Genomic DNA, 7,199 nt, shown 5'->3' on the forward strand with positions numbered 1-7,199 from the left:
CGATGGCACGCGCGCTGATGATCCAGGGGGCCGGCTCGGACGTGGGCAAGTCGCTCATCGTCGCCGGTCTCGCGCGTGCCTTCACGCGGCGCGGCCTGCGCGTGCTCCCGTTCAAGCCGCAGAACATGTCGAACAATGCCGCCGTCACCATCGACGGAGGCGAGATCGGCCGTGCCCAGGCGTTGCAGGCCCTCGCCGCCGGCGTCGAGCCGCACACCGACATGAACCCCGTGCTGCTCAAGCCCGAGACCGATGTCGGCGCGCAGGTGATCGTCCACGGAAAGCGCATCACGACCGCGCGTGCGCGCGACTACGCGGCCATGAAGCCCTCACTGATGGGCGCAGTGCTGGAGAGCTTTGAGCGGCTGAAGGCGCGCGCCGATCTCGTTCTGGTCGAAGGCGCGGGCAGTCCGGCCGAGGTGAATTTGCGTAAGGCCGACATCGCCAATATGGGTTTTGCGCGCAAGGCCGACGTGCCGGTCGTGCTGGTCGGCGACATCGACCGCGGCGGCGTCATCGCCCAGCTGGTCGGCATCAAGACGGTGATCGACCCCGACGATGCCGCGATGATCCGAGGCTTTGTCATCAACAAGTTCCGCGGCGACCCCACGCTGTTCGACGATGGCTACAAGCTGATCGAGCAAAAGACCGCATGGCGCGGCCTTGGCGTGCTGCCCTGGTTCGCCCGCGCCGGCGAGCTGCCGGCCGAGGATGCGCTCGGCCTGAGCGACGCGCGAAAGCCCGGCCAATGCAAGATCGCGTGCCTGGCGCTGTCGCGGATCGCTAATTTCGACGATCTCGATCCGCTCAAGCTCGAAGCGAGCGTCGATCTCGTGATGGTACGCCCCGGCGAAGCCATCCCCGGCGATGTCCGCCTCGTCATCATCCCCGGCTCGAAATCCACCCGCGGCGATCTCGCCTTCCTGCGCGCGCAGGGCTGGGACATCGATCTGCTCGCGCATCACCGCAGGGGCGGCCATGTTCTCGGTCTCTGCGGCGGCTATCAGATGCTCGGGCGCAGCGTCGCCGACCCTGACGGCATCGAAGGCACCGCAGGCGACACGCCGGGCCTCGGGCTTCTGGACGTGGACACGGTGATGAGCCCGCAGAAGACGCTGATGCGTGTTGCGGCCGTGCATGCCGACACGGACCAGCCGATCGAGGCGTACGAAATTCACATCGGCCGTACCGATGGGCCCGATCGTGCGCGCCCGTTTGCGACACTGAACGGCGAGCCCGAAGGCGCGATCTCGCGCGATGGCCGCGTACAGGGCAGCTATCTGCACGGCCTGTTCACGTCGGATGATTTCCGCAAGGCGTACCTCGCAAAGCTCGACATTCCCGCTGGCAACGAGCCCTACCACGCCCGGGTCGAAAGCGCGCTCGATGCGCTGGCCGACCACATCGAAAAGCATCTCGACGTCGAAGGACTGCTCGCGCTAGCGCGCTAGCACCTCGGCAAGGCGCATCCATTCGGCTCCGCTGCCGGGAAGCCCGAGCCGAAGCCATGTCGGCTTTTGCGCGAAGACGCGCGACCAGATCTGGCTTCGCGCCAATCTGTCTTGCGCGGCGAGCGAGTCGGGCGTCTCGTAGAGACGGAACAGCGGCGTCCCCCCAAGCGGCATCCAGCCTTGCGCTTGCGCAATGGCGTCGAGGCGAACACAGTCCCGGGCAAGTCGCGCTGACGTGGCCTCGGCCCAGGCGTCGTCGCGCAACGCGCGAGAGCCGATCGCGATCGCCGCTCCCGAAACCGGCCATGGACCCGACATCGACGCAAGCTTGCCGATGTCGGCGGCATCGCCGATCGCGAAGCCGAGCCGCAGGCCGGCAAGGCCATAGAACTTTCCGAACGAGCGCAGGATCAGCAGTCCCGGCCGACCGGCTTCCGATGCAAGCGACAGCTGCGGAACGGCGTCGACGAAGCTCTCGTCGATGACGAGGCGGCCGACGCGCGGCAGCAGTGCGAGCAGATCCTTTGCTGCATGATGCTGGCCGCCGGGATTGTTGGGATTGACGACGACGGCGAGATCGGCGCCTGCCAGCGCGTCGAGCTCGCTGGCCTCCTGGACATCCCAGCCCGCAGCCGACAGAACGCCTGCATACTCGTTATAGGTCGGCGCGAGGATGCGGGCGCGGCCGGTTGGCACCAGCTGCGGCAGCAATTGAATGGCAGCCTGCGCGCCACCCATCGCAACGATCGGTGCGCTGGTGCGATAGGCATGCTGCGCCGCCTGATGCAGGGCGTTGGTGTCGGATCGCGAGGGCAGCGCATTCCAATGGTGCGGATCGATCTCGCCGACGGGATAAGGCAGCCGGTTGATCCCTGTCGACAGATCGATCCAGTCTTCCGCGCGTCCGCCAAAACGCTCCTGTGCCAGATCCAGATTTCCACCGTGCTCGAGCATGTCCCGTTCTTTCATGCGAAAGCCAGGATCGCAAGGGTGCCAGCGAGCAGCACCATGGCGCGGCGGTAGACCGTCAGTGCCTCGACGATATCAGCGGCGCGCGGATCGCGCGCGCCCTCGTTGAGCCAAGGCTCGTCGGTCGCGCTGCCGTGATAGATGCGGGGGCCGCTGAGCCGGACGCCGAGCGCCCCCGCCATGGCCGCCTCCGGCCAGCCGGCATTGGGCGAGCGGTGACGGCCTGCGTCGCGCGTCATGCACGACAGCGCCTCCGATCGCCGCGGCGCTAGCAGCACGAACAAAAATCCGGTCAGCCGCGCCGGAATGAAGTTGGCGACATCGTCGATGCGCGCCGCCGCCCAGCCGAAGGCCTCGTGCCGCTCGTTGCGATGGCCGATCATGGAGTCCAGCGTGTTGATCGCCTTGTAGCCGAGGATGCCCGGGAGGCCGAACAGCGCGCCCCAGAACACCGGCGCCACGATGCCGTCGGAGGCATTTTCCGCAAGGCTCTCGATCGCCGCGCGCGCGATGCCGGCTTCATCGAGCGCTGCGGGATCGCGGCCGACGATGCGCGAGACCGCGTCGCGCGCGGCGGCGATATCGCCAGCCAGCAATGGATTTGCGACGGCGGCCACGTGATCATGCAGCGAGCGCAGCGCAACCAGCGGCCAGGCCAGGATACCGACCAGCACGATTTGCATCCAACCCAAGGGAAGCAAGGACTGAAGCGTCCAGCCGAACGCGACGGAGAGCGCAATCACCAGAAGCGCGCCAGCAAGGCCTGCGGCGCGGCGAAGTGCCGGCGGATCTGACGCGCGATTCCAGGCAATGTCGATGGCACCGATCAGCCGACCCAGCCAGGTCACGGGATGACCGATCCGCGCGAACAGCCATGACGGCCAGCCCAGGAGGGCATCCACCGCCATCGCCACCACCATCGCGCCCGCAAAGCCCACACACGCCTCCTGTCCCGCCCCTGTTGCGCAAAGCGAAGGCAGAGCGCAAGCCCCCGGCGGCCTGATTTCGGCTTTGTCTTTGGCCGCGTTTGGTGATTAGTCAGGCTCACAGGAGACCTTTATGGCCGTCATCTTGATCACGGGCGGAGCGCGATCGGGCAAGAGCACCCACGCGGAGAAGCGCGCCCTCAGCTTTCCGGGCCAGCCCGTCTACATCGCGACGGCCGAGGCGCTCGATGCCGAAATGGCGGTGCGCATCGCGAAGCATCGAGCCAAGCGCGCGGCGGTCGACTGGATCGAGCGGGAGGTACCACTCGATCTCCTGCAAGCTCTGATCGACACCGACGGCGGCGGCCCGAGGCTGGTGGATTGCCTGACCTTGTGGCTCTCCAACATGATGCATGCGGGACGTGACTGGGAGTACGAACTGATGAAACTCGCCGCCTTCCTCCGCGGTCAGAAGAGCCCCGTCGTCTTCGTCACCAACGAGGTCGGCCTCGGCATCGTGCCCGACAACGCGCTGGCGCGTAGCTATCGCGACGCCGCCGGAATCATGAACCAAGTCATCGCGGCGGTTTCCAACGAGGTCGAGTTCGTCGTCGCCGGTCTCCCGATGAAACTGAAATGATGCTGCGCGCCGAATTTTTGCGGGACGTCATCGCCGATCTCAGGATGGCGGCGTCGTTCGTCACGATCCTTCCCGTGGCATCGTCCAAGCCCGCGGCCGATGGCGCCGTCGCGCGTGCGACATGGGCGCTACCCGTGGCCGGACTGCTGGTCGGCCTTGCCGGCGCTTTCGTCTACAAGGTCGCCATCCGCTTCGGACTGACGCCGAACATTGCCGCCCTGCTCGCGCTGGCCACGACCGCCCTCATCACCGGCGCGCTGCACGAAGACGGTCTTGCCGATACCGCCGATGGGCTCGGCGGCGGCCGCACGCGCGAGCGCAAGCTCGAGATCATGCGCGACAGCCGGATCGGGACCTACGGCGTCTGCGCGCTGATCCTGTCGTTCGGCCTGCGCTGGAGCGCACTCGCGGCGATCGCCAATCCCTTGCTGGTGGCATGTGCACTGTTGTCAGCGCATGCCGCCGCCCGCGCCGGCGTGCCGGCCTTCATGTCACTGGTACCGCCAGCGCGGCCTGACGGGCTGTCGGCGAGCGCGGGATCGCCGCCGGGTCGCAGCGTCGCCATCGCCTTCGCTCTTGGAACACTCGCGCTCGCTCTCGCGTTGGGGCCGGGCAAGGCGCTGGTCGGCCTGATCCTGCTGTCGCTCGCCGGCCTGTTGCTGGCGCGGCTTGCCGTGCGCCAGATCGGCGGGCAGACCGGCGACATCCTCGGTGCATTCGAGCAGATCGGCGAGATCCTCATTCTGCTGGTCGCGGCATCCTTCCGGATGGGAGGCTGATCTCATGGTCGAGTTCGACGACACCTTCCGTCAGCACTTGCGCGAGCTGTTCGTGTGGCGCCGCGACGTCCGCCGCTTTCGAGCTGACCCGCTGCCGGCCGGCGCCATCGATCGTCTGATCGAGACCGCCTGTCTCTCGCCCTCGGTCGGCCTCAGCCAGCCTTGGCGCTTCGTCACCGTCGATGATGCTGCGCGACGTCGCGCCATCATCGACAATTTCACGGCGTGCAACGCCGACGCACTGAATTGCTATTCCGGCGAACGCGCGGCCCGCTACGCCACGCTGAAACTGTCGGGCCTCGAACAGGCCCCCGGTCACCTCGCCGTGTTCGCCGATAAGGCCAGCGACATCGGCCACGGCCTCGGCCGTGCGACCATGCCGGAGACGACCGAGTATTCCGTGGTCGGCGCCATTACCGCGATGTGGCTCGCCGCACGCGCCGAGAGCATCGGCATCGGCTGGGTCTCGATCCTCAATCCGGATCGCATCCACGCCGTTCTCGACGTGCCCGATACCTGGAAGTTCATCGCCTATCTCTGCATCGGCTATCCGGAAGTCGAATGCGACCAGCCCGAGCTGGAGCAGGCGAAATGGGAGCACCGGCGCGGAGCGGATGAGTTTACGTTGCGGCGTTAACCCCAAGCTCGTCATGCCCGGGCTTGTCCCGGGCATCCACGTCTTCGTTTCCACGTCAAAAGAACGTGGATGGCCGGGACACGCCCGGCCATGACGGAGACACTACGACCTGCTCCTGCCGGCCACCGCCGCCACAGGCGCGGGTGGCTCCGGCTTCTGGAACATCAGCAGCGGCCGGAAGATGACGCGGCCATAGGCCTCGTAATGGTTCTGGGTCGAGACCGCCATTTTCAGCGGCGTCGCGTAATTCGCCTCGAACGTCATGAACGACGCATAAGTCCAGGAGAAGCCGACGCCGACAGAGGCCATTTCAGTGACGCCAGGGAAGGTCGAATACACCGCACCCCAGTCGGTGAAGATGTAGGTGTCGAAACCCCTGAGCCATTGCGACCAGTTGTAATGCAGCTCGGCGTTTAAATAATAGCCGCTGTCGCCGGAAGCCGCATTGGAGGGATAGCCGCGTACGGTGGTGGGGCCGCCGATCGAGAAGATCTGATCGCCCGGAAGCAGCTTCTCCTGCGTGTATTGCCAGCTCGCCAGCACATTGGCGCTGAAGTTCTGGGGCCCTGCAGCGCTCGTCGCGATCAGCGAGCCGGTATAGGTGTTGAACGCGCGGTTGTTGCCGAGCACATAGTCATGCCACGCGATGTAGTTCACTGCCGGCGAGACCGTGATCGAATAGGTGTTGCCAGACTTGGTCACCGAGATTCCAGCCGTGGTCTTGTCGTAGTGGTCATCGGTGACGGCAACCGTGGCAAAGCGGCTGACGGTCTTGCCCTCGGTCAAGGCTGCGTTGAGCAGCACCAGCCAGTCCTGCGTCACCCAGACCGGCTGGCTGAAATTGACAGCGGCCTGGCTCGAGCGACCGGTGACGTCGAGCGCGACGAACGGCCCCTGGACGATCTTGATCTTGCCTTCGGTATAGCTGACGCCGGCGCGGCCGCCCCAGGGATTGACCGGGATGCTGTAGGCGACATTGCCGTTGAGATTGCCGTCGGAGCGGACGCCGTAGAAGGTCAGGCGGTCGTCGACGCCGAACAATCCGTGGCGCTTGTAGAAGGCACCGCCCTCCCAACGCCCGGTGTTTTCGGAACCCTGGTTGTCGGTGAAGAGCTGCAAGGTGTCGACCGGCGGCTCGATCACCGCGAATTGCAGGTCGGTGAGGCCGAAGCTCGTGCCGGGCTGCAGCAGCGCCTTGATCTGGACGTCGTTGGTCCGGTTGAACCAGATCACGTCGCGGTTGAGTTTTGGAACGTCGAGGACCTCGCCTTCGGGCTCCTTCACGCGATCGAGGATGTAATCGGTGCGGGTCTGCTTGTTGCCCTCGACGGTCGTCTTCTGGAGCCGGCCTTCGGTCAGCTTGACGCGGACGACACCGCCCTTGGCGTCCTGCTCGGGCAGCGTCGCGATGCCCGTGACGATGCCGCGCGCGGCATAGACCGCGTTGATGTCGGCAACGAGCTGCAACAGCGAGGCGATGTCGACGTCCTTGCCGACATATTTCTTCGCGATCTCATCCAGCTCCGCCGGCGTGATGAACTTGGACTCGTCGAACGTGACCTTGCGCAGGCGAAATTTCGGCCCGCCTGGCTTCAGGAGCTGGGACTTTTCCCGCTCGCCGCCGATCACCGCCGGCCCGGTGAGCTTGGGCGGCGCGCTCTGCTGCTCGAGCTGCCGCCGCTGCCGGTCGACGTCGTTCTGGATCACGCCGGGATTGATCGACTGGGCGCGCGCGGACGCGATGCAGCAAGCTGCAAGCCCGATCCCCAACGATGCCCCCAGAATCCGCATCCCGAA

Annotated in this window: 7 protein-coding genes; 4 read left to right on the forward strand and 3 right to left on the reverse strand. The window is 66.1% G+C overall.

Annotated elements, in window-relative coordinates; translation table 11 throughout:
- The first annotated feature begins 2 nt into the window (after positions 1-2).
- Complete coding sequence (locus GA0061098_RS01940; protein WP_091952818.1) at positions 3-1,451, forward strand: cobyric acid synthase; 1,449 nt, start codon at positions 3-5, stop codon at positions 1,449-1,451.
- Here GA0061098_RS01940 and cobD read toward each other — a convergent pair.
- Both cobD and cbiB read right to left on the reverse strand, forming a co-directional pair.
- On the reverse strand, positions 1,440-2,405 hold the full coding sequence (gene cobD, locus GA0061098_RS01945) for a threonine-phosphate decarboxylase CobD (RefSeq protein WP_165637143.1): 966 nt from the start codon (positions 2,403-2,405) through the stop codon (positions 1,440-1,442). The two genes, GA0061098_RS01940 and cobD, sit on opposite strands and share 12 nt — an antisense overlap.
- 11 nt (positions 2,406-2,416) lie before the next feature.
- Positions 2,417-3,358, reverse strand: a complete 942-nt coding sequence (gene cbiB / locus GA0061098_RS01950) for an adenosylcobinamide-phosphate synthase CbiB (RefSeq protein WP_165637098.1) — start codon at positions 3,356-3,358, stop codon at positions 2,417-2,419.
- Between the two features lie 121 nt (positions 3,359-3,479).
- On the opposite strand from cbiB, the gene cobU reads away from it, so the two are divergent.
- The 3 genes from cobU to bluB are packed head-to-tail and all read left to right on the forward strand — an operon-like array spanning position 3,480 to position 5,402.
- Positions 3,480-3,986 (forward strand): bifunctional adenosylcobinamide kinase/adenosylcobinamide-phosphate guanylyltransferase, encoded by a 507-nt coding sequence (gene cobU, locus GA0061098_RS01955; protein ID WP_091952822.1) that lies wholly within the window; start codon positions 3,480-3,482, stop codon positions 3,984-3,986.
- Complete coding sequence (gene cobS, locus GA0061098_RS01960) at positions 3,983-4,765, forward strand: adenosylcobinamide-GDP ribazoletransferase (protein WP_091952824.1); 783 nt, start codon at positions 3,983-3,985, stop codon at positions 4,763-4,765. The genes cobU and cobS overlap by 4 nt, the downstream gene beginning before the upstream one ends.
- 4 nt (positions 4,766-4,769) lie before the next feature.
- Positions 4,770-5,402, forward strand: a complete 633-nt coding sequence (gene bluB, locus GA0061098_RS01965) for a 5,6-dimethylbenzimidazole synthase (protein WP_091952826.1) — start codon at positions 4,770-4,772, stop codon at positions 5,400-5,402.
- Between the two features lie 102 nt (positions 5,403-5,504).
- Here the strand turns inward: bluB and GA0061098_RS01970 are convergent, their stop codons facing one another.
- A complete protein-coding gene (locus GA0061098_RS01970) occupies positions 5,505-7,193 on the reverse strand; it encodes a ShlB/FhaC/HecB family hemolysin secretion/activation protein (RefSeq protein WP_091952828.1) in 1,689 nt (562 codons plus the stop codon).
- Positions 7,194-7,199 lie beyond the last annotated feature (6 nt).

This window comes from Bradyrhizobium shewense (genome assembly GCF_900094605.1).
In the GTDB taxonomy this organism is placed as follows: Bacteria; Pseudomonadota; Alphaproteobacteria; order Rhizobiales; family Xanthobacteraceae; genus Bradyrhizobium; species Bradyrhizobium shewense.

Bases quoted from the DNA above. Each gene is read 5' to 3' on its own strand.
- GA0061098_RS01940 (WP_091952818.1), top strand. From the start codon at position 3: ATGGCACGCGCGCTGATGATCCAGGGGGCCGGCTCGGACGTGGGCAAG.
- GA0061098_RS01970 (WP_091952828.1), bottom strand. From the start codon at position 7,193: ATGCGGATTCTGGGGGCATCGTTGGGGATCGGGCTTGCAGCTTGCTGC.
- bluB (WP_091952826.1), top strand. From the start codon at position 4,770: ATGGTCGAGTTCGACGACACCTTCCGTCAGCACTTGCGCGAGCTGTTC.
- cobU (WP_091952822.1), top strand. From the start codon at position 3,480: ATGGCCGTCATCTTGATCACGGGCGGAGCGCGATCGGGCAAGAGCACC.
- cobS (WP_091952824.1), top strand. From the start codon at position 3,983: ATGATGCTGCGCGCCGAATTTTTGCGGGACGTCATCGCCGATCTCAGG.
- cobD (WP_165637143.1), bottom strand. From the start codon at position 2,405: ATGCTCGAGCACGGTGGAAATCTGGATCTGGCACAGGAGCGTTTTGGC.